This window comes from Pseudarthrobacter sp. NIBRBAC000502771 (assembly GCF_006517215.1).
Lineage (GTDB): Bacteria > Actinomycetota > Actinomycetes > Actinomycetales > Micrococcaceae > Arthrobacter > Arthrobacter niigatensis.
In genome coordinates this window covers 1,817,268-1,837,165 of the sequence record NZ_CP041187.1, presented here as the reverse complement: position 1 = coordinate 1,837,165, position 19,898 = coordinate 1,817,268, and the positions used below count along the sequence as shown (strand labels likewise).

The 19,898-nt window shown below is 67.5% G+C and carries 16 protein-coding genes; 8 read left to right on the top strand and 8 right to left on the bottom strand.

Annotation, left to right across the window (positions count from 1 at the left end; genetic code table 11):
* Genes NIBR502771_RS08565 through ssd form a run of 3 tightly spaced genes read right to left on the bottom strand, consistent with a single transcriptional unit; the run spans position 1 to position 3,148 of the window.
* Positions 1–816, bottom strand: coding sequence for a type II secretion system F family protein (locus tag NIBR502771_RS08565; protein ID WP_141159383.1), 816 nt, complete (start codon positions 814–816; stop codon positions 1–3).
* Positions 813–2,111 (bottom strand): TadA family conjugal transfer-associated ATPase, encoded by a 1,299-nt coding sequence (locus NIBR502771_RS08560; RefSeq protein WP_141159382.1) that lies wholly within the window; start codon positions 2,109–2,111, stop codon positions 813–815. Before NIBR502771_RS08560 ends, NIBR502771_RS08565 begins: the two co-directional genes overlap by 4 nt.
* Complete coding sequence (ssd, locus tag NIBR502771_RS08555) at positions 2,108–3,148, bottom strand: septum site-determining protein Ssd (protein WP_141161470.1); 1,041 nt, start codon at positions 3,146–3,148, stop codon at positions 2,108–2,110. The genes NIBR502771_RS08560 and ssd overlap by 4 nt, the downstream gene beginning before the upstream one ends.
* A 281-nt stretch (positions 3,149–3,429) precedes the next feature.
* Between ssd and NIBR502771_RS08550 the strand changes: the two genes are divergently transcribed.
* Both NIBR502771_RS08550 and NIBR502771_RS08545 read left to right on the top strand, forming a co-directional pair.
* Positions 3,430–5,166 (top strand): bifunctional 3'-5' exonuclease/DNA polymerase, encoded by a 1,737-nt coding sequence (locus NIBR502771_RS08550; protein ID WP_141159381.1) that lies wholly within the window; start codon positions 3,430–3,432, stop codon positions 5,164–5,166.
* 159 nt (positions 5,167–5,325) lie between these two features.
* Positions 5,326–5,508 carry a DUF1508 domain-containing protein gene (locus NIBR502771_RS08545; protein ID WP_141159380.1) on the top strand — a complete coding sequence of 61 codons (183 nt, stop codon included), beginning with the start codon at positions 5,326–5,328 and terminating at the stop codon, positions 5,506–5,508.
* Between the two features lie 8 nt (positions 5,509–5,516).
* Here the strand turns inward: NIBR502771_RS08545 and NIBR502771_RS08540 are convergent, their stop codons facing one another.
* From NIBR502771_RS08540 to NIBR502771_RS08530, 3 genes are read right to left on the bottom strand one after another with little or no spacing between them, the layout of a single operon-like run.
* Positions 5,517–6,194: a CoA pyrophosphatase gene (locus tag NIBR502771_RS08540; protein WP_141159379.1), complete on the bottom strand. Its 678-nt coding sequence runs from the start codon at positions 6,192–6,194 to the stop codon at positions 5,517–5,519.
* Positions 6,191–6,985 (bottom strand): endonuclease III, encoded by a 795-nt coding sequence (gene nth, locus NIBR502771_RS08535; RefSeq protein WP_141161469.1) that lies wholly within the window; start codon positions 6,983–6,985, stop codon positions 6,191–6,193. Before nth ends, NIBR502771_RS08540 begins: the two co-directional genes overlap by 4 nt.
* A 44-nt stretch (positions 6,986–7,029) precedes the next feature.
* Entirely contained in the window at positions 7,030–8,445 is a 1,416-nt protein-coding gene (locus tag NIBR502771_RS08530; protein WP_141159378.1) for a hypothetical protein, read from the bottom strand.
* A gap of 408 nt (positions 8,446–8,853) precedes the next feature.
* Here NIBR502771_RS08530 and acs point away from each other — a divergent pair, with 408 nt between their 5' ends.
* Together acs and NIBR502771_RS08520 are read left to right on the top strand one after the other, a co-directional pair.
* A complete protein-coding gene (acs, locus tag NIBR502771_RS08525) occupies positions 8,854–10,872 on the top strand; it encodes an acetate--CoA ligase (RefSeq protein WP_141159377.1) in 2,019 nt (672 codons plus the stop codon).
* Between the two features lie 94 nt (positions 10,873–10,966).
* On the top strand, positions 10,967–11,728 hold the full coding sequence (locus NIBR502771_RS08520) for a DeoR/GlpR family DNA-binding transcription regulator (protein WP_141159376.1): 762 nt from the start codon (positions 10,967–10,969) through the stop codon (positions 11,726–11,728).
* 44 nt (positions 11,729–11,772) lie between these two features.
* On the opposite strand, the gene NIBR502771_RS08515 is transcribed toward NIBR502771_RS08520, so the two are convergent.
* Both NIBR502771_RS08515 and NIBR502771_RS08510 read right to left on the bottom strand, forming a co-directional pair.
* Positions 11,773–12,795, bottom strand: a complete 1,023-nt coding sequence (locus tag NIBR502771_RS08515) for a LacI family DNA-binding transcriptional regulator (RefSeq protein WP_141159375.1) — start codon at positions 12,793–12,795, stop codon at positions 11,773–11,775.
* 14 nt (positions 12,796–12,809) lie between these two features.
* On the bottom strand, positions 12,810–14,012 hold the full coding sequence (locus tag NIBR502771_RS08510; protein ID WP_141159374.1) for a Gfo/Idh/MocA family protein: 1,203 nt from the start codon (positions 14,010–14,012) through the stop codon (positions 12,810–12,812).
* Between the two features lie 182 nt (positions 14,013–14,194).
* On the opposite strand from NIBR502771_RS08510, the gene NIBR502771_RS08505 reads away from it, so the two are divergent.
* The 4 genes from NIBR502771_RS08505 to NIBR502771_RS08490 all read left to right on the top strand — a co-directional run bounded on the left by NIBR502771_RS08505 (position 14,195) and on the right by NIBR502771_RS08490 (position 19,828).
* Positions 14,195–15,127, top strand: coding sequence for a carbohydrate ABC transporter permease (locus tag NIBR502771_RS08505; protein WP_141159373.1), 933 nt, complete (start codon positions 14,195–14,197; stop codon positions 15,125–15,127).
* A 10-nt stretch (positions 15,128–15,137) separates the two neighbouring features.
* The gene (locus NIBR502771_RS08500; RefSeq protein WP_141159372.1) at positions 15,138–16,061 is read left to right on the top strand and encodes a carbohydrate ABC transporter permease; all 924 of its coding nucleotides are present in this window, start codon (positions 15,138–15,140) and stop codon (positions 16,059–16,061) included.
* 78 nt (positions 16,062–16,139) lie between these two features.
* On the top strand, positions 16,140–17,483 hold the full coding sequence (locus NIBR502771_RS08495) for a sugar ABC transporter substrate-binding protein (RefSeq protein ID WP_141159371.1): 1,344 nt from the start codon (positions 16,140–16,142) through the stop codon (positions 17,481–17,483).
* Positions 17,484–17,635: 152 nt separating this feature from the next.
* A complete protein-coding gene (locus NIBR502771_RS08490) occupies positions 17,636–19,828 on the top strand; it encodes an alpha-galactosidase (protein ID WP_141159370.1) in 2,193 nt (730 codons plus the stop codon).
* Positions 19,829–19,898 lie beyond the last annotated feature (70 nt).

The window sequence follows — 19,898 nt, the reverse complement described above, 5'->3', positions numbered from 1 at the left end:
TCACGGCATCCCTGCCCCGGCAGCGGCAGAAACCAGCCTGGCGGACCAGGCCCTTCCCGCAGCGGTGAGGACAACCCCGCCAAACAGCGCGGCCTGTCCGAGGGGTGTCCCCAGCAGGGTGGCCAGCGGATCCACGCCCAGGGCGGCACCGAGTCCAAGGCCCATCAAAGGAAGCCAGGTCAGGAGCCGGACCGTTGCCTTGGGACCGGCGATAGCCGTTTGCCGGGCCGCGTCTGCATCATCTTCCGCTTCCAGCTGGGCCGCGAACCGGGTCAGTACGTCGGCGAGTGGACAACCGCTGGCCTCGGCGATGTCAAAGCAAGCGGCAAGCTCCAGCCAGGTCCTTGCTTCCCTGTCCCGGGGAGGGAGTGCCGTGGATACCGCCCGGCGAATGGTTTCCGAAACGGGTGCCCCCGTGGCGGCAGCGGCCCTCGCGGAAGCCAGGACGGCAGCAGAACCCCCCGTCATGACCGACCCGGACGGCACCGCACCGGGCAGGGGTGCGGCCCCCGGGCGCCGGCTGGCAACGTTACCCGTGCCATACACCGTCCACAGCTCATCCCACAGGCGTGCGGGCGTCCGCCCGCCCCGCAGCAGCGCCGCCAACTGCTGCACTATGAGGGTCAGGCCTGGGCTCCGTGCCTGCGGCGGGCGGCCGCCTGCAGCCCTGTGCCACGGCAACGCCCGCCCCTTCCCGGGCCCGGACACAGTGGCCCTGTTGCCGGTTGCCGCGCGCAGCCTGGAGGCGGCGTCCAGGGGAGGCTTGAGGAGCACCAGCGCAGCGCAGGACAGGAGCATGATGAGGAGGAGCGTCACAGGGCACTCCCGGCGTCCATTCCCAGCCGGGCAGCGAGCGCCGGCCAGGCTGGACCGGGGGTGCCCGATTCTCCCACTGCCGGCAGCACGGCCAGTCCCTGCGGTCCATCGGCGATGAGTCCGATGCACTGGATTTCCCTGCCCCTCGGCGTCCTGCCAACGTGGATAACGACGTCAAGGGCGCTGGCAGCCTGGAGGCGGACCGCTTCCGGAGCGAGCCCGGCGAGTGCGCCCAGCGCGTTGAGACGGGCGGGGACCGCGGCGGCCGTGTTCGCGTGGATGGTTCCGCCGCCGCCGCTGTGCCCGGTGTTCATTGCGGTCAGGAGCTCCCGGACCTCGGCGCCCCGGCACTCCCCCACCACCAGCCTGTCCGGGCGCATGCGCAGTGCCTGGCGGACCAGTTCGCCCAGGTCAACGGCGCCACCGCCTTCAAGGTTTCCATGGCGTGATTCGAGGGCCACCACGTGCGGGTGGACCGGGTTGAGTTCCGCCGCGTCCTCGATCAGGACCAGCCGCTCGTCCGGGGAACACAGGCCCAGCAGGGTGGAGAGCAGCGTGGTTTTCCCGGAACCGGTGGCCCCACTGACCAGGAAGCTCAACCGCCTCTCCAGAATCCGTTCCAGCACGTCCTGCACCCGCTGGGTGAACATGCCGCCCGTCCGCAGCTCCCCCATGGCGAAGACCCGCTCCCTGCGGATCCGGACGCTCAGCAGCGTCCCGGACGTGGAAACCGGCGGCAACACGGCGTGGACACGGTAGCCGCCGGCAAGCCTGACATCGACACACGGTGAACCATCATCCAAACGGCGGCCGCCAGCAGCCACCAGCCGGCAGGCAAGCGCGCGCAGCTGGGACTCGCCATCGAACGCGACCGGGACGCGTTCGATGCCGGCGCCGCGGTCCACCCACACGGAATCGGGGGCGTTGACGAAGATGTCTGTCACGGCGGGGTCCCGCGTGAGTTCCTGCAGCGGGCCAAGGCCGTTGAGCTCCGCGCTGATCCTTTCCACTGCAGCAAGCGCCCCGGCAGTGCCCAGCAGTTTTCCGGTGGCCTGGACAGCCGCGGCAACGCGGGAGGGTGTTACTGCCCCTGCCTCGGCCATCATCGTTTCGCGGACAGATTCCAGCAGCCCTGAATCGATGCGGCCACGTCCGGCACCATCCCTTCCGCGCTCCGGGCGGACGGCCTGGCTCGCCTCCAGGATCCGGGCGCTGCGCCGTGCGCCCAGGCCTGTGGGACCAGCCGGGCTGGCAGTCTCCGGGGCAGGACTCGATGGGGCACCGGTCGCGCTCATGCGACATCCCCCGCCTGCAGGTCCTCGCCAAGCCAGTCGAGCACCGTGGCGCCGAAATGCCGGATTGCCCGCCGCTTCCCGAATTCCAGCAGCCGGCCCGACTCCATGGCGCCGGGGACAGCCCGGAGCTCCGGCATCCGGCCCTGCACCGGCAGGCCGACGGCATCAGCGATCAGGGAACTGTCCAGCGCCGCGCCGGTCCGGCCACGCACCAGCAGGGCTGCTTCCACCGGCGGGATTTCCTGGAGCAGCCGCACCGCCGCCACCGCTGCCTTCAGCTGCGCGGGCACCACCACCATGATCCGGTCGCAGTCCCAGGCCACAGTCCGGAGTGGCTCCGCACCCCTGCCCACATCCACGACCACCAGCTCATAGCCCCGGCGGGCAGCGTCAAGCACCCCGGCAGAGGCCGCAGCAGCGACGGGGGACGGCTGTTCCCGGGTTGCGGGCCAGGACAGGAAGGAGAAGCCTCCTGCGACGGGCAGGGAATCAGCCAATTGGAGGGGGTCGATGCTGCCCCTGGCCTCAGCGAGGTCCGGCCAGCGCAGTCCGGGGGTTTCCTCGGCGGCGAGCGCCAGTTCAAGGCCCCCGCCCCAAGGGTCGCCGTCAACCAGCAGTACGCGCACCCCCAGCCCAGCCGCGGCCTGGGCTATCCAAATTGCGGCAGTGGTGGCGCCGGCCCCGCCGCAGCCACCCGTGATGCCGAGGACCAGGCCACCGGGGCCCGGTGAGCGCGACCGGCTGAGGTGGTCCGCCAGCCAGGCAGCGGCATCGGGCAGCACGGCAACCCGTTCGGCACCCAGGGCGGCGGCGAGGTGCCAGAGGCTGTCCCCCTCGCCGTCAAGGCCCACCAGGACTGCGGGCGTCCGCCGCCGTGGTGGGAGTTCCCGCACGTCGCTTCCCACCAGGACGGCTGAGGCAGCGTCCCAGTAGCGTCCGCCCTCCACCGCGTCCGGAACAGCGCGCAATCGGGAGCCGGCGGCCGCTACGATGCGTTCCACTTCGGAGCGGAGGACGGCGGAGGAGGTAACCAACAGCACCTCCCCCGCACCGTCCGGCGCTGATCCATCCGGACGGGAACTGTCCGGCAGCCAAGGGGCGCCGGACGCCGGGTTGTCCTGCGACAAAGCACGGGCTGGTGCTCCCCGGCCTGGTGGGCGCCGGAAAGAATCCGTGGCCTGGTCCGGCCCGGGGTGCGGTGCATTCAGCTGGTGCCTGCTCATGCAGCCACTCTGCCGCGGCAGCCAAAGCCAGTTAAGGGGGCAGCTCCCCTATGTGGACAACCAAGCCACCGCTCCCGGCAGGGCACAATGGGAGCATGTACCTCCTGCTTGCCGCCCACGCCCGCGGCGCGGCACTGCAGGAACTGACACAAGCCGGCCACCCCCAGCAGGCCAACCCCGAACCGCGGGTGGTGGCACCCGGCGAGCTTGCCGGCGTCGTCAGCGAATTCGAAGCGCGGCGCCCGGGCGGCCAGCCGCCCCGCTGGATCTGGCACCGGACGCAGGACTGGTACCCCGCGCTGCTCGCCGCAGGCGTGGAGGTGGAGCGCTGTTACGACATCACGCTGTGCGGCAACATCCTGGCCTTTTCGCAATTCAGCGCCCACACCGACTACGCCAGGAACACCGACAGGGTCCCGGTGGAGGATCCCTTGCTTCCACCAAGGGCCCTGCTGCCCCCGCGTCCCCCTGCCGACCAGGGCGCGCTGTTCGACGAACCAGCTGCCGGGCCGGCGCCGGGGTGGGCACTGGATGAACTCCGCGCCGAGTTCGCTGCCCAGCAGGGCGCCCTGGCCGCCGTGGGGACAGCGGAGAACCGCAGGAACCGCCTGCAGTTGCTGCTCGCGGCGGAGTCCGCAGCCGCCATGGTGGCCGCGGAGATGCAGCACGCCGGCGTCCCGTGGCGGGAGGACCTGCACGAACAGATCCTGGTGGACCACCTGGGACCCCGCCCGCCCGCCGGCCAGCGTCCGCAACGGCTGGAGGCGTTGGCTGCGGAGCTGCGCGCCCTGCTCAGCTCACCAGGACTCAACCCGGATTCGCCGCAGGACCTGATGCGGGCTCTGCACCGCAACGGCATCGAGGTCAAGAGCACCCGGAAATGGGAGCTCCGGGAGTCCAGCCACCCCGTCATCGAGCCGTTGCTGGAATACAAGAAGCTCTCCAGGCTCCACACGGCCAACGGCTGGTCCTGGCTGGACGCCTGGGTGGACGGCGGACGGTTCCGTCCCGAATATGTGGTGGGAGGAGTTGTCTCGGGTCGCTGGGCATCCCGCGGGGGCGGCGCCCTGCAGATTCCCAGGCAGGTCCGTGGTGCGGTGCACGCAGACCCGGGTTACAAGCTGATCGTTGCCGATGCCTCGCAGCTGGAACCGCGTGTCCTGGTGGCCCTGGCGCAGGATTCCTCCATGGCAGAGGCAGCCCGGGACCAGGACTTGTATGCCGGTATCGCCGCGAAGGGCTTCGGCGGGGACCGTGCCAAGGCAAAAATGGCCCTGCTGGGCGCCATGTACGGGGCCACCTCCGGCGAGGCGGGGCGTCTAATGCCGCAGCTGGCGCGCACCTATCCACGCGCCGTCGACTTTGTGGAGCAGGCGGCGCGGGCGGGTGAGTCCGGCGGGACGGTGACCACCCGGCTGGGCCGCAGCAGCCCGCCGCCTTCGGAGCGGTGGTTCCTGAGCCAGCGCTCCACCTCGGCGGAGGAACAACGGCGGGCTGAGTCCATCGCCCGGTCCCGCGGGCGCTTCACCCGGAATTTCGTGGTCCAGGGCTCCGCAGCGGACTGGGCGGCGTGCTGGCTTGCGGAATTACGACGCCGGCTGCGTACCCTGCGAAGGCCGGGAGCCGCCGGTGGCGGCAGCCCTGTCGGGGCCGAGTTGGTCTTCTTCCTGCACGATGAGGTGATGGTGCATGCACCCGCGGACGGGGTTGGCGCCTGCATCGCGGCGATCGAGGATTCGGCCAAGGCCGCCAAGGAATTGCTGTTCGGTCCGGTCCCGGTCGAGTTCCCGGTAAGCCTCGCCGTCGTCGACTCCTACGACCTCGCCAAGTAGCTGCCTCGGAGGGCGTCAATACCCGCCATCGAGATGCAAGGTAACCTACCCGGCAGTAGTTCGACGGGTAGGGTGGCGGAGGTTACAGTCAAAAGCGGTGACTGAAACAGACCGGTCCACACGCTGATGCAACGACGCATAACAGGGAGGTCCCCGTCCATGGCGGGAAGATTTGAAATACACCGCACAGGCGACGAGTCGTACCGGCTGCGGCTCACCGACGCCGAGGGCAACACGGTTGCCGTTTCGCCAACCTTCAGGTCCCTGCCCATGCTCCGGGACGGCATCAAGGCCATGCGCGAAAACGCCGCCACTGCCATCGTGGTGGACCTGCGCCAGTAGGTCGAAACCTAGACCCCCATGGGGTGGAGCCGGTTCCGGTCCCAGGGAACCGACCAGCCCAACTGGTCGAAGAGGCCGCTCAGCACGATGCCGGTGAAACCCCACACCACCACGCCGTTGACGGTGAACGCGGGACTGTCGAAGGTGCGGCCTGCGCGGTGGACGGTGGCCATCACCCGGTTGTCCGGGTCCAGCAGGTCCCGGACCGGTACGCGGAACACCTGTGCGGATTCGCCGTAATCCACCACCCGGACCGGTGAGGGGGCCTGCCACCAGCCGAGGACGGGCGTCACCAGGAAGTTGCTGTGCGCCAGGCCCAGTTCCTGGAGCGTTCCGAGAACTTCAACCCCGCCGGCATCAAGCCCTGTTTCCTCTTCGGCTTCCCGCAGGGCAGCCGCTACCGGAGTTTCGCCCGTGTCGATACCGCCGCCGGGAAATGCCACCTGGCCCGGGTGGGAGCCCAGGGTGTGGGCGCGTTCCAGGAGCAGGACGTCGAGGTCCGCCGGGGCGAGCGGCTTACCGGACGCGGCGGGGACGTCGTCAAGGACGCCGAAGAGCATCAGGATGGCAGCCCTGCGGGCCCGTGCCGCGTCAACCGTCAGCGCCGCCCAGCGCGGATCCGGGGGCCCGGCCGTTCCGGTTTCGGCGCGCCGCACCAGCTCGGCGAGGTCTTCGCGTGCGCTCACGGGGTCCTCTTTTGGGACGCCATCCGGATTTCCGCGGCGCGGTGCTGCTCTGCCAGGTACTGCTCCAGCAGCTCCTCGCTGCCGGGGGCCAGTTCGTACTTAAGGAGCTTGGCTGCCTTGATGGGGTCGGTTTCGCCCAGCCCGTAACTGGGGCACCAGGTGGCCACGGGACAGGCTCCGCAGGCGGGTTTCCGGGCATGGCAGACGCGGCGGCCATGGAAAATCACCCGGTGGGACAGCATGGTCCAATCCCTCCGTTCGAACAGCTCCGCCACGTCCTGTTCGATCTGCACGGGATCCTCCGACTGCGTCCAGCCAAACCGCTTGGCCAGCCGGGCAAAGTGGGTGTCCACCGAGATGCCCGGGACGCCGAAAGCGTTGGCAAGCACCACGTTGGCCGTTTTGCGCCCTACACCGGGCAGCGTGACCAGTTCCTCCATCCGGCCGGGTACTTCGCCGTCGAACTCGTCCACCAGCCGCGTGCACAGTGCCTGGACGTTCTTCGCCTTGGCACGGAAGAACCCCGTGGGCTTGAGGATGGCCTCAAGTTCCGTGGGGTCCGCCTCTGCCAGTGCCCGTGCGTCAGGCCAGCGCGCGAACAGCACCTTGGTGACCTGGTTGACCGTGACGTCGGTGGTTTGGGCGGACAGTACAGTGGCCACGAGCAGTTCGAACGGGTTCCGAAAGTCCAGTTCCGCGTGGGCGTACGGGTATTTCTCGGCCAGGGCCCGGTGGATGCGCCGCGCCCTCCGCTTCAGGGCGAGGACTGATTCGGACGAGACCACGGGCATCCCCGTGGCCTGGCCGGTCTTGGTGCGGTCCCCGGCCACCGGCGTCAGCCGCGCTCGATGTTGCTGAGGTCGCGCAGGACGCCCAGCCGTCCGTCAGTGTGCTGGACCAGGAACTCGTGGCCGCGGTCCTCGAGCGCCAGCACCCAGCCGCCGGGCTCGATCACGAACGCGGGCGCACCGGTGCGGGGGTCGAAGGCAGTGCGGTGCTGGGCCACGGCAAACCAAAAAGCCTCGTGGACCGGCTGCCCGTCTGTTTCATCGTGGCGGCTTGCCGGGTCCACCGTTGCCCCGATGGGCTGTTCGGCACGGACCTGCTGGTGTACCGCGGTGGCCGCGGGCGGCTCCCATGCGGCCTGCGGAGCATTGGTCGCCGGGATGTCCCCGTGCCGTGTCTCGCCGGCCTCCACATCGGGGGCGGGGCGGACGACGTCGGCTGCCTGGGTGGGCGGCCCGGCCTCCACATCGGGGGCAGGGCGGACGACGTCGGCTGCCTGGGTGGGCGGCCCGGCCTCCACTTCGGGGGTCTGTTCGGATGTTTCGGGGGCGGGTGCGGTCGGTGCGGACCCGGCAGGCCCGTGGGCACCGGAAACGGCAGCCGCGGCACCGGCTCCTGCAGCTCCGGCAGTTCCCGCGTTTGATGTCCCGGCGGCAGCCACCGGAACGGCCGCGGTGGCGGGCGCATGTGCCAAGCGGACAGGTTCAGGGCTTGGGCTGGCAGATCCGGGCTGGACCGCGGAGGACCCGGAACCGGCGCCTCCGAAGACGCCGGCACCCTTGATGCCGCCGCCCTTTGACTGGCTGGGACCCGGCTCCGGCTTGGGCGCCTTGGGTGCCCTGCGCGTCGGGACCGCCGCTTCCCGTGCCACCACGTGCGCCGGCGCCTCTGGCCGGTCCTTGAAGTCGCCTGACAGATATGGCAGGAAGCGGCCCAGGACTGTTGCGGCGAACAGCACCAGCGAGCCGATCAGGCCGACCAGCAGGCTGGTCACGTAGCCGCCCGCAATGGACAGGAAGAAGAAAGCCACGGCGAAGGAGGCCACCACGGAGGCGAATTGGTCAATTGAGAGCGAACCCACCCGGATTTTCGTCGCGGGGGCGAGCCTGCGCGCGGCGAACAGCGCACTGGCGATCAACGGCAGGATGATGCCCAGTCCCAGGAAGAACAAATTGTTCAGGTTCCACAGGTTGTAGCGGGTGCCGAAGAGGGGCAGCAGGGACGCGACGAACAGGATCAGCGTGCCGGCGAAGACAGCCAGGTCCCGCACTGTAAACGGGCCCAGAACCGCCTGGTGGGCGTGGGGGTCGATCTTCCCGGAGGCAGCCTTTGGTCCTGCAGCCTGTCCCGTTGCCGCGTTACCGGCGGGGGTCGGGTGCCCTGGTCCCCCGGCGGCGGATCCGGAGCCTCCGGGACCTGTCCCGGCGTCCGGGGCCGTTCGCTGGCCGAAGCTCTGCTGGTTCATTCTGCTCTCCTTAGCGTGGCGGCACCGGGCCCGGTCCGGACCCGAAAAACTGTGCCGTCTTGACATGCGGTCCTGCCCCGGCCTGGCACTGTTTATGCATGGGCGGGGCGGCCCAAAGTGAAGTCACAATTCCATCTCAGCCTAGTCAACAGCCTGGATGATCACTAGCTGGAGGGGGCCCGGAGGGGACAACTGCAAGTAACGAAGACGCCATTCACCGCTTAAAAAATGCCGCTCGCGGTCGTCTTTGTGACGGGGAGCACAGGGGGTGCGTGGCAAGCATTAGGCTAGTTTGCGGAACAGCTCTTTGCGGTATGTCCGCCCGGCTGGCGCCCAGTGCCGTGCGAACGGAGGGCCCGGCGGAGGTGGCGTTCCGCGCGGCGACGATCGATGAATGATGAGGTTCACATGTCCCAGGACACCCCAAGCTCCACGGCCACCGTTCCGTCCGCTTCCGCCCAGCCGGCCGGCCACGGCCATCAGGGCGATGCCTTCGCGAACCTGCTGCATGAAACCCGGGCTTTCCCGCCCTCCCCGGAATTCGCGGCCGACGCCGTTGTCACCGCCGCCGAGTACGGGGAAGCGGATGCCGACCGGCCGGCATTCTGGGCCAAGAAGGCCCGGGAACTCCTGACCTGGAACAAGGACTTCACCCAGGCGCTGGACTGGTCCAATCCGCCTTTCGCCAAGTGGTTTGTGGGCGGGGAACTCAACGCCGCCTACAACGCCCTGGACCGGCATGTCGAGGCCGGCAACGGGGACCGTGTGGCCATTTACTTCGAGGGCGAACCCGGCGACACGCGGACCTACACGTACGCGCAACTCACCGAGGAAGTGAAGAAGGCGGCCAACGCGTTCGAATCCCTGGGCGTGGCCAAGGGAGACCGCGTGGCCGTGTACCTGCCCATGATCCCGGAGGCCGTGATCACCTTGCTGGCCTGCGCCCGGATCGGGGCGGTGCATTCGGTGGTGTTCGGCGGTTTCTCCGCCGAAGCACTGCGTTCGCGGATCGATGACGCCGAGGCCAAGCTCGTCGTCACCGCCGACGGCACCTACCGGCGGGGCAAGCCCAGTCCGCTCAAGGCCGCCGTCGACGATGCCCTGGCCCACGACGGCCACACGGTACAGAACGTGGTGGTGGTCAAGCGCAACGGCCAGGATGTGGACTGGGCCGAGGGCAGGGACCACTGGTGGGCTGACACGGTGGACTCCGCCTCCGCCGAGCACGCTGCGGTGGGCCACGACTCCGAGCACCCGCTTTACATCCTCTACACCTCCGGGACCACCGGGAAGCCCAAGGGCATCCTGCACACCACCGGCGGCTACCTCACCCAGGCGGCCTACACCCACAAGGCAGTCTTCGACCTGCACCCTGAGACGGACGTCTACTGGTGCACGGCCGACGTCGGCTGGGTCACCGGGCACTCGTACGTCGCCTACGCGCCGCTCATCAACGGCGCCACTCAGGTCATGTACGAGGGCACCCCGGACTCCCCCCATCAGGGCCGTTGGTGGGAGATCGTGGAAAAGTACAAGGTCTCCATCCTCTACACCGCCCCTACGGCCATTCGTACCTTCATGAAGTGGGGCTCGGAGATCCCCGCGAAGTACGACCTCTCTTCGCTCCGCGTGCTCGGCTCGGTGGGCGAACCGATCAACCCCGAAGCCTGGATGTGGTACCGCAAGGTCATCGGCGGCGACAAGGCACCCATCGTTGACACCTGGTGGCAGACCGAAACCGGTGCCCAGATGATTGCCCCGCTGCCCGGCGTGACGGCCACCAAGCCCGGTTCGGCCCAGGTGCCGCTGCCCGGTATCGCCGTGGACGTCGTCGACGAGATGGGCGAGTCCGTCCCGAACGGGCACGGCGGTTTCCTGGTGATCCGCGAGCCCTGGCCCTCCATGCTGCGCGGGATCTGGGGTGATCCGGAGCGCTTCAAGGAAACCTACTGGTCCCGTTTCGAGAACATGTACTTCGCCGGCGACGGTGCCAAGCGGGACGAAGACGGCGATATCTGGCTGCTGGGCCGGGTGGATGACGTCATGAACGTTTCCGGGCACCGGCTCTCCACCACCGAGATCGAGTCCGCCCTGGTGAGCCACCCCGCCGTGGCGGAGGCCGCCGTCGTGGGTGCAACCGACGAAACCACCGGCCAGGCCGTCGTCGCGTTCGTGATCCTCCGTGGCGACGCCGCGAACAACGGCGACGCCACCGTCCAGGAACTCCGGAACCACGTGGGCAAGGAAATCGGCCCCATCGCCAAGCCGAAGAACATCCTGGTGGTACCGGAACTGCCCAAGACCCGTTCCGGCAAGATCATGCGCCGCCTCCTCAAGGACGTCGCCGAAGGCCGCGACCCGGGCGATGCCACCACCCTGTCCGACCCGACCATCATGCAGCAGATCGCCGCGTCACTCCGGAAATAGTGGCATCAGACTGACGACGGCGCCGCCCTCCCCGGGCGGCGCCGTCGCCGTATGCTGGAGCAAACCCGTATCCCCGGTAAAGGAACCCGTTCACATGCTTGCAGCCGCCCGACACCAGGCCATCGTGGACGCTGTCCAGCGGGAGCGGGTGGTCCGGATTTCGGACCTGGCCGCACAGCTGGGCGTGTCCCTGATGACCGTGCGGCGGGACATTGAGCAGCTCGAAGAGGGCGGGAAGCTGGAGCGCATCCACGGCGGCGCGAAACTGCCCGGGGACGCCAGCACGCATGAACCGGGTTTCGAGCTGAAGTCCACGCAGTTGACCGCGGAGAAACGGGCCATTGCCGTGGAGGCGGCAGGCTTGGTCCACGAGGGCATGGCGGTTGGATTAGGCGCCGGCACCACTACGTGGGCCCTGGCCCGGGAGCTGGCCGACGGTCCCCGCATTACCGTGGTTACCAACTCGATGCGGATTGCGGATCTCTTCCACCCCGGCGGGTCCACCGTGATCCTGATCGGCGGCGAGCGCACGCCGTCGGACGCCCTGGTCGGGCCCATCGCTACGGCAGCCCTCAAGCAGCTGCACCTGGATGTCCTTTTCCTGGGCGTTCACGGCATGGACGCCCAGGCCGGGTTCACCACGCCAAACCTGCTCGAAGCCGAAACCGACCGCGCTTTCGTGGCAGCCGCCCGCCGCACGGTGGTTCTGGCTGACCATACCAAGTGGGGCCTGTTGGGTATCAGCTCCATCGCCGCATTTGATGACGTGGACGAGGTCATTAGCGATGAAGGCCTCAGCGCCGAAGCCCGGCGCGTCCTGGGCGAACGCTCGAAGCTGCGCGTGGTCCCCGTATAGCACGGCTACGCTGATCCGCGCCGCATGTTGCCGGTCTTACTGTCTTATGGGCAGCCGCAGGACTGCCGGACGTGGAGCTGGGTGGGGAAGATCGCGTGTTTCGGTTTTCCTCCGCGCCGGGCTTCCACCAGGGCATTCACCGCGGCTTCGGCCATCGCAGCCACGGGCTGCTCCACCGTGGTCAGGGGCGGCCAGGAGTATTCGGCCTCAATCGATCCGTCGAAGGACACCACGGCGATGTCCCCCGGAATTGCCAACCCTGCCTCGTGGACGGCCCGGAGCAGACCCACTGCCTGGGTGTCCGACGTGGAAAAGATGGCCGTTGGCCGGTTGACCGAGGCCACCAGCCGCTGGCCTGCGGAATAGCCGCCGGGCCAGGTGAAGCCGCTGTAGACGACAGGTCCTTCGGGCAGCCCGGCTTCCTGCAGGGCCTGTCGCCAGCCCACCTCACGACCGTCCATGCTGCCCGAAACGTTGGTGCCCATAGCCAGTCCAATGTTCGTGTGCCCGTGGCTGATGAGGTGCTGGACAGCAATCCGGGCTCCGGCAGCCAGGTCAACGCCGATGCTGTTGAAACCTGGGGCAGCCCGCTCCTGGTTCAGCAGTACGGCAGGGATGTCCGCAGTCTCCAGTGCTTCAAGGTCGGGTTCAAAGAGGACGCTGGCCAGCAGCACTCCATCCACCTGGCGCGCGGCAAGATTGCGGATGTTGCGCCTCTCCTTGGCCAGGTTCCCGTCCGAGTTGCTGAGGACCAGGGCGTACCCCAGATCCGCGGCGGCATCCTCGACAGCGTGGGCGAGCAGGGAGAAGAACGGGTTGGTGTTGTCCGGGATGATGAGCCCCAGGGTCTCGCTTGACCCCAGCTTGAGTGCCCGGGCCGCCGCGTTGGGCCGGTAGCCGAGCACGCGGATGGCATCCTGGACTTTAGCTTCGGTGGCGGGTGCCACCTTCTTGGGGCCGCCATTGACCACATAGCTGACGACGGCGGTGCTGACGCCGGCATAGCGCGCCACGTCCTTGCGCGTCACAGGGCCGCCACGGGGAGCCTTTACTGCCGGTGATGTCATGGTCTCCATGCTAGCTACGAGTCGGCCGGAGCATCGCCGAAGTCGCGGATGGGGAGCCGGGCGCCATTTTGCCGGGCTGATTCGTGAGCCACAATCCCGGGAAGGGTGAAGCGGGCGGCAACCCATGCATTCACAGGCGGCAGAGTCCGGTTGTTCACCGCGGTGACGAAGTCGTCCACCAGGAAATGGTGGCTTCCCTCATGGCCGTTGGGGGCGCCGCGGAACTCGGCGGGCAGCCGCTCGGCATCATGGACCGGGGCGAGTCCCGATACGAAGGCGTCCCGGAGTTCCGGGGCGACGTTGGCCAGCGACGGATCGTCCAGCGGAATGCTTGGCCGGGTTTCCATCTGCTCGGAGATGTCGTGGACGTCCTGTTTGTCCTGCCACACGGTGACCTTGGCGAGCTGCTCAAAGCTGGCCTCGGTGCCGAAGAACCGGAACCTGGATTCGCGGATGTGTGACGGATAACCGACGCGACGCATTTCGTTGGTGCGCATCACGCCGCCGTCGTTCAGTTCGAAGAGCGCCGTGGCGTTGGAGAAGTCATTGCCGAACATGCTGATGTCCTTGTCGAACACCCCGTCGTTCCGCTGGTCCTTGACGCCCACGCAACTGACGCTGACGGCGTGCGCCGGGATGGCCCCCAGTACCCCGCCGATCGCATGGGTGGGGTAGAGCATTGGCGGGTAGCTTGCCGTCTCCTTCCACCGCTCGCCGCCGCTGTACTGGTAGGCGTCATAAAAGCCGAGGTCCATGTCGTGGACGTAGTCGCCTTCGGAGTAGAAGACCCGGCCAAACCTGCCGGCCGCCTGCTGTTCGCGGGCGTAAACGGTGGCGGGGTTGTAGTAGCTGGTCTCGCCCATCATGTACACCTTGCCCGTGTCCCGGACGGCCTGGATGATGCGGGCGATCTCCTCTTCGGCAACAGCCATGGGCACGGCTGAGTAGACGTGCTTGCCGGCGCGGAGCGCACGCTCCACCAAGGGTCCGTGCGTCCAGCGCTGGGTGAAGATCGCCACGGCATCGACGTCGGAGGCCAGGAGGGCGTCAAAGTCGGACACGACGCCGGCTAGCTCCAGCCTTCGGACCACGGATTCAGCCCGCTCCGGCAGCTCGTCCACAACATAGACCGCACTGACGCCGGGATGCAGGCTGAACAGGTGTGCGAACTGGCTGCCGAACTGGCCCGCGCCCACGATGCCGATGGAGAACGTCATTGTTTGCCTTCCGATTGAAGTTTCTCCGAGTGTTTCACCCGCATCTACTCGAGTCAATATCCAGTCACTGGCGTAATTGCCCTGGTTTTGAAACATTGAAATAAGCCCTTGCCGTCCAATATCTACTCGTGTAGATTTCTTTCCAGCCTGTTACTTCCATCACACTCAGGAAAGGGTCGACGATGACCACCCTTACCAGGAACGCCAGCCCGGCAGTGCACGCAGCGCACCGGCCGCTGAAGCGCCGGGGACAGAGCGACCTGAAGATCGCATTGTTCTTCATAGCCCCGGCGATGATCGGATTTATCGTTTTCTACCTGGTGCCCACCCTGCGGGGCATCTACCTCAGCTTCACCGAATACAGCATCCTCGGCGACCCGACCTGGATCGGCAGCGCCAACTACGAGGCCATCGCCAAGGACCCCCTGTTCTGGAATGCGCTGGCAGTCACCGGGCAGTACGTCCTGATCAACATCCTCCTCCAGACCACGCTCGCGCTGGGTCTTGCACTGCTGATGCACCGGGTAGCCAAATCAACCGTGATCCGCGGCGCGCTCCTGCTGCCGTACCTGATGGCGAACGTGATCGCCGCCCTCCTCTGGTTCTGGCTCCTGGACTACCAGATCGGCATCGTCAACTACTTCATCGATGCCATCGGCCTGCCCAAGGTGGCATTCTTCGGCAGCGAGGAATGGGCCATCCCCACCCAGGCCCTCATCAACACCTGGCGGCACATGGGCTACACCGCCCTGCTGTTGTTCGCCGGCCTGCAGGCCATTCCCAGCCACGTCTACGAGGTGGCCAACCTGGACGGCGCCTCGCCCTGGCAAACATTCCGCAAGATCACCATGCCGCTGCTGCGGCCGGTGCTCGCGTTGGTCCTGATTGTCACCGTCATCGGTTCCTTCCAGGTGTTCGACACCGTTGCCGTCACCACCCTGGGCGGACCCGTCAATGCCAGCCGGGTGCTGCAGTTCTACATCTACCAAAAGGCCTTCACGGAATCGGACTTCGGCTACGGCTCCGCCCTGGCGGTCATCCTCTTCGTCATCCTCGCCCTGGTGGCCTTCATCCAGATGAAGTTCCTCAAGGGCAACGAATCAGACCTGGATTAAGGACACTTCAATGACCACCGCAAAAGTCTCCGCACCCGCCCGGCCCGCCACCCGCCGTCGTCCGTTCAACTGGCGCCGCACCGCCGCCTGGTTCCTTGTGGCCATCGCTGTGGCCGTCTCGGTCCTCCCGTTCTACTGGATCCTCCGGACGGCACTGTCCACCAACGGGGCCTTGGCCGGCAACGCCACCAACCTGCTCCCCGCAGAATTCAGCCTGGGCGCATTCCAGCGCGTCTTCGGCCTGCAGTCCCCCGAAGACGCAGTGGCCCAGGGCGGATCCGGCGCGCAAATCGACTTCTGGAGCTACCTCCGAAACTCCGTGCTCTTTGCCTCCATCACCACCACCGGGGCCGTGTTCTTCAGCGCCATGGCGGCGTACGCTTTCGCCCGGCTTCGCTGGCGGGGACGGAACGCCGTTTTTAGCCTCTTCCTGGCCACCATGATGGTGCCGCCGATCTTCACCGCGCTGCCCAACTTCCTCCTGATCAAGAACCTGGGCCTGCTGAACACGATGGTTGGCCTGGTGCTGCCCTATATCTTCATGACCCCCTTCGCCATCTTCTTCCTCCGCCAGTTCTTCCTGAACATGTCCCGCGAAGTTGAAGAAGCAGCAATGCTCGACGGCGCCAAGCACCTGAGGATCTTCTTCCAGATCATCCTGCCCAACGCCGCAGCCCCGCTCGCCACCCTGGCGCTGCTCACCTTCATCGGCCAGTGGAATGAATACTTCTGGCCTCTACTGGTGGGCCAAGACGAATCCGTCCGCGTCCTCACCGTCGGCCTGGGCGTCTTCAAGTCCCAGTCGCCCCAAGGTGCACCGGACTGGTCCGGGCTCATGGCCGCAACCTTGGTCTCGGCCCTGCCGGTCCTGATCCTGTTCGCCGCCTTTGGAAAGAAGATCGTCAACTCCATCGGCTTCTCCGGCATCAAGTAGGACCCCTCCCCTCGTAATTCCCCCCTCCCGGCGCGCGCCATGGCGGCGTGCCCTGAAGCACACCCTGAAAGGACCCCCATGAACAAGAAGAAAGCACTCGGTTCCCTCGCTGCAGCCGCGGCCGCCGTCCTGGCACTCTCTGCCTGCGGAAGCGGTGGCTCCGCCGAAGCCGGCAAGGGCGAAATCAATTACTGGCTCTGGGACGCCAACCAGCTCCCGGCCTACAAACAGTGCGCCGACGACTTCCATAAGGCCAACCCGGACATCACCGTCAAGGTCACCCAGCGCGGCTGGGACGATTATTGGGGCACCCTGACCAACGGTTTCGTGGCAGGCACCGCCCCGGACGTCTTCACCGACCACCTGGGCAAGTACCCGGAATTCATCAAGAACAAGCAGCTGCTCGCCCTGGATGACGCGGTCAAGAAGGACAACATCGACACCGGGATCTACAACTCCGGCCTGGCGGACCTCTGGGTGGGCCAGGACGGCAAGCGCTACGGACTTCCCAAGGACTGGGACACCATCGCGCTGTTCTACAACACCAAACTTGCCGCGGACGCCGGCGTCACCCAGGAGCAGATGGCCAACCTGACGTGGAATCCCCAGGACGGCGGTTCATACGAAAAGACCATCGCCCACCTGACTGTGGACAAGAACGGCAAGCGCGGCGATGAGCCCGGCTTCGACAAGAACAACGTTGCCGTCTACGGGCTCGGCCTCAATGGGTCCGGTTCCGGCCAGGGCCAGACCGAATGGAGCTACCTGACCGGCACCACCGGCTGGACGCACACGGACAAGAACCCGTGGGGCAAGCACTTCAACTACGACGACCCCAAGTTCCAGGAAAGCATCGACTGGTTCGCCGGGCTGGTGGAGAAGGGCTACATGCCCAAGCTCGAAACCACGGTGGGCGCCAGCATGGCCGATACCTTCGCCGCCGGCAAGTCCGTCATCAACGCCAACGGCTCCTGGATGATCGGCCAGTACACCGGCTACAAGGACGTCAAGGTGGGCATCGCCCCCACCCCGGTGGGTGTCAACGGCAAGCGCGCCAGCATGTACAACGGCCTGGCGGACTCCATCTACGCCGGCACCAAGAAGCCCGAGGCCGCCATCAAGTGGGTCGAATACCTCGGCTCCGCCGCCTGCCAGGACGTGGTGGCTTCCAAGGCCGTCGTCTTCCCCGCCATCAAGACCTCCGCAGACAAGGCCGTGGAAGCCTTCAAGGCCAAGGGCGTGGACGTCACCCCCTTCAGCCAGCAGGTCAAGGACGGCACCACGTTCCTCTACCCGATCGCTGACAACGCCGCGAAGGTTGACGGCATCATGAAGCCGGCCATGGACTCCGTGGTCTCAGGCAAATCCAAGGCGAGCTCCCTCACGGCCGCCAACGACCAGGTCAACGCCCTCTTCAAGTAACCCCCGCACGTGGCTGCGTATGTGGTCGCAGCCACCCGGCCGGGTGCCGCCGTCCCCTCCTCGCGGCGGCGGCACCCGGCCTCCCCTTCCCGTGATTTTCCTTTTGCGCGTTCGTGACGACGCAATCCCTGAACACTGAAAGAGACTTCCCTATGGATCCCTTGCACCTCCGTTCCGCCGGCACCAGCCTGGTGATCAGCTTCGACAGCGGAGAGGCCGAAGTCATCCACTGGGGCGCCGAGCTGGGCGCAGACCTGCCGGACCTGGCCATCCTCACGGCTGCGGTGCCGCCCTCGTCGATCGACGTCCGCGTTCCCGCGGGCCTCCTCCCCCAGGCTTCCTCGGCCTGGCGCGGGCGCCCGGCCCTGCGTGGCCACAGGATCACGGACAGCGGCGCCGGCCTTGACTTCTCCTCCCGCCTCCGCGTCACCTCCGTCAGCACCGAAGGATCCTGCGCCACCATCGTGCAGGCCGACGGCGACACGGGCCTGAGCGTCGCAACGTCCCTGGCGCTTCATGCGGGCGGCCTGCTGGAACTGCGCCACACCATCACCAATGAGGGAACCACGCCTTTCCAGGTGGACGAGCTGGCGACCGTCCTGCCCGTGGCACCGGACGCCGTCGAACTCCTTGACCTGACCGGGCGCTGGTGCCGCGAGCGGCACCCCCAGCGCCGCCCCATCCAGCAGGGGACATGGGTTCGCACCGGCCGGCACGGCCGCACCGGCCACGATTCCTCCCTGCTGTTCGCCGCCGGCACCAAGGGCTTCGGCAACCGGCGCGGCAGGGTGTGGGCCACCCACCTGGCCTGGAGCGGCAACCATGAACAGTTCGCCGACACCATCGGCGACGGCCGGACCATGATCGGCGGTTCCGAGCTGCTGGGCCCCGCCGAAGTGATCCTGGACCCTGGCGCCCACTACACCACCCCCGCGTTGTTCGCCGCCTACTCCGACCGCGGCCTGGACGGCATTACCGAGGCGTTCTACAGCTGGTTCCGCTCCCGGCCCCACCACGTCCTGCCCGCCGCGTCCACCGGCCTGCCCGCAGGCAAGCCGCGGCCCGTCGTCCTCAACGTCTGGGAGGCCGTCTACTTCAACCACAACCTGGACATCCTGACCGAACTGGCGGAATCGGCCGCCGACCTTGGCGTGGAGCGCTTCGTGCTCGACGACGGCTGGTTCCGCGGCCGCCGGGACGACCACGCAGGTTTGGGCGACTGGTACGTGGACGAAACCCTGTGGCCCGACGGCCTGGCCCCCCTCATCGACGCTGTCACCTCCCGCGGCATGGAGTTCGGGCTGTGGGTGGAACCGGAGATGGTCAACCTTGACTCGGACATCGCCCGTGCCCACCCTGACTGGATCGTGGGCCCGTCGGCAAAGGCACACAAGGACGGCGGCCGGCTGCCCCTGGAATGGCGCAACCAGCACGTCATCGACCTGGTGAACCCCGACGCATGGCAGTACATCTACGACCGGATCGACGCGCTCCTGTCCGGAAGCAACATCAGCTACCTGAAGTGGGACCAGAACCGCGACCTCGTGGAACACGGCCACGCCGGCGCCCCTTCCGTCCACGCGCAGACCCTCGCCGCGTACCGGTTGTTCGACGAGCTCCGCAAGGCACACCCCGGCGTCGAGATTGAAAGCTGCTCCTCCGGCGGCGCGCGCGTGGACCTGGGCATCCTGGAGCGGACGGACCGGATCTGGGCCTCGGACTGCAACGACGCGCTGGAACGGCAGGCCATCCAGCGCTGGACCGGCGCGGTGGTCCCGCCCGAGCTGGTGGGCAGCCACATCGGTCCCACCACGTCGCACACCACCGCCCGCACGCACGACCTGTCCTTCCGGGCCATCACCGCCCTGTTCGGCCACTTTGGCATGGAGTGGGACGTCCGGAGCGTCCAGGGCAAGGAGCGCGACGAACTTCGGCGCGTCGTGGGCCTGTACAAGGAACACCGGGACCTGATCCACAGCGGCCGCCGGGTCCACGCGGACGTCGCCGATGATGCCTTCCTGCTGCACGGCGTGGTGGCGGACGGGTCCATCGCGGACAGCACGACGGCGGCCCTGTTCGCCGTTGTGGGCACGCGCACCTCTGCCGCGGAGCAGCCCGGACGCATGGGCCTCCCCGGCCTGGCGCCGGAGCGGAATTACCGGGTTGAGGTCCTCGCCCCCGTCCAGGAGGACGCCGACTACGCGCACACCTTCACGCAGGCGCAACCGCCGGCGTGGCTTGCCGGCGGAGCCGTTGCCAACGGCCGTTTCCTGGCGGAGGTAGGGCTGCCGATGCCGGTGCTGAACCCCGAGCATGCACTGCTGCTGAAGGCGACGGCCCTCTAAACAGCCATTGGCCCGCCCGCCGCGCATCCGGACGTAAGAATGCGCGGCGGGCTGCGCCAACCGATAGATT

What these genes read in the sequence shown, in the direction of transcription:
- NIBR502771_RS08490 (WP_141159370.1), top strand. Translation starts at nt 17,636, where the DNA reads ATGGATCCCTTGCACCTCCGTTCCGCCGGCACCAGCCTGGTGATCAGC.
- nth (WP_141161469.1), bottom strand. Translation starts at nt 6,985, where the DNA reads ATGCCCGTGGTCTCGTCCGAATCAGTCCTCGCCCTGAAGCGGAGGGCG.
- NIBR502771_RS08560 (WP_141159382.1), bottom strand. Translation starts at nt 2,111, where the DNA reads ATGAGCGCGACCGGTGCCCCATCGAGTCCTGCCCCGGAGACTGCCAGC.
- NIBR502771_RS08550 (WP_141159381.1), top strand. Translation starts at nt 3,430, where the DNA reads ATGTACCTCCTGCTTGCCGCCCACGCCCGCGGCGCGGCACTGCAGGAA.
- NIBR502771_RS08510 (WP_141159374.1), bottom strand. Translation starts at nt 14,012, where the DNA reads ATGACGTTCTCCATCGGCATCGTGGGCGCGGGCCAGTTCGGCAGCCAG.
- NIBR502771_RS08545 (WP_141159380.1), top strand. Translation starts at nt 5,326, where the DNA reads ATGGCGGGAAGATTTGAAATACACCGCACAGGCGACGAGTCGTACCGG.
- NIBR502771_RS08495 (WP_141159371.1), top strand. Translation starts at nt 16,140, where the DNA reads ATGAACAAGAAGAAAGCACTCGGTTCCCTCGCTGCAGCCGCGGCCGCC.
- NIBR502771_RS08520 (WP_141159376.1), top strand. Translation starts at nt 10,967, where the DNA reads ATGCTTGCAGCCGCCCGACACCAGGCCATCGTGGACGCTGTCCAGCGG.
- acs (WP_141159377.1), top strand. Translation starts at nt 8,854, where the DNA reads ATGTCCCAGGACACCCCAAGCTCCACGGCCACCGTTCCGTCCGCTTCC.
- NIBR502771_RS08500 (WP_141159372.1), top strand. Translation starts at nt 15,138, where the DNA reads ATGACCACCGCAAAAGTCTCCGCACCCGCCCGGCCCGCCACCCGCCGT.
- NIBR502771_RS08530 (WP_141159378.1), bottom strand. Translation starts at nt 8,445, where the DNA reads ATGAACCAGCAGAGCTTCGGCCAGCGAACGGCCCCGGACGCCGGGACA.
- NIBR502771_RS08515 (WP_141159375.1), bottom strand. Translation starts at nt 12,795, where the DNA reads ATGACATCACCGGCAGTAAAGGCTCCCCGTGGCGGCCCTGTGACGCGC.
- NIBR502771_RS08505 (WP_141159373.1), top strand. Translation starts at nt 14,195, where the DNA reads ATGACCACCCTTACCAGGAACGCCAGCCCGGCAGTGCACGCAGCGCAC.